General features: G+C 64.8%; 1 protein-coding gene. It reads right to left on the reverse strand.

Annotated features, from left to right (window positions below; all coding sequences use genetic code 11):
* Positions 1–48: 48 nt before the first annotated feature.
* The coding region (yidC, locus tag A612_RS13895; protein ID WP_019375065.1) for a membrane protein insertase YidC at positions 49–697 on the reverse strand (649 nt) is incomplete at its 5' end.

The following is a 697-nucleotide window of genomic DNA, read 5'->3' on the forward strand; positions in this document are numbered from 1 at the left end:
CGTGGTCATGCGGTGCGGGCGGCGGGCGCTAACGCCCGCGCCTGCCGGTCAGCGGAACTTGGGCAGGTTGAACTGCGGCGGCACGCCCATGCGGCGGTTGATGATCCACTGCTGCGCGATGGACAGCAGGTTGTTCGTCAGCCAGTACAGCACCAGCCCGGCCGGGAAGAAGAAGAACATGATGCTGAAGACCAGCGGCATGACCCACATCAGCTTGGCCTGCATCGGGTCCGGCGGCGCCGGGTTGAGCGCCGTCTGCAGCAGCGACGACAGCGCCATCAGGATCGGCAGGATGAAATACGGGTCGGGCGAGGACAGGTCGTGGATCCAGCCGATCCACGGCGCGTTGCGCATCTCCACGCTCGACAGCAGCACCCAGTACAGCGCGATGAACACCGGGATCTGCACCATGATCGGCAGGCAGCCGCCCATGGGGTTGACCTTCTCCTCGCGGTAGATGCGCATCATCTCCATCTGCATCTGCTGCGGCTTGTCCTTGAGGCGCTCGCGCATTTCCTGGATGCGCGGGTTGATGGCCTTCATCTTCGCCATGCTGGAGTAGGCCTTGGCGTTCAGCCAGTAAAAAGCGATCTTCAGCAGCACCACCAGCGCGACGATCGACCAGCCCCAGTTGCCCAGCACCTTGTGCAGCTTGGCCACCCAGCCCAGCAGGCCGGCACCGACCAGCGAGCCGGCG

The sequence above is a fragment of the Melaminivora alkalimesophila genome, assembly GCF_000282995.1.
Taxonomy (GTDB): Bacteria; Pseudomonadota; Gammaproteobacteria; order Burkholderiales; family Burkholderiaceae_C; genus Melaminivora; species Melaminivora alkalimesophila.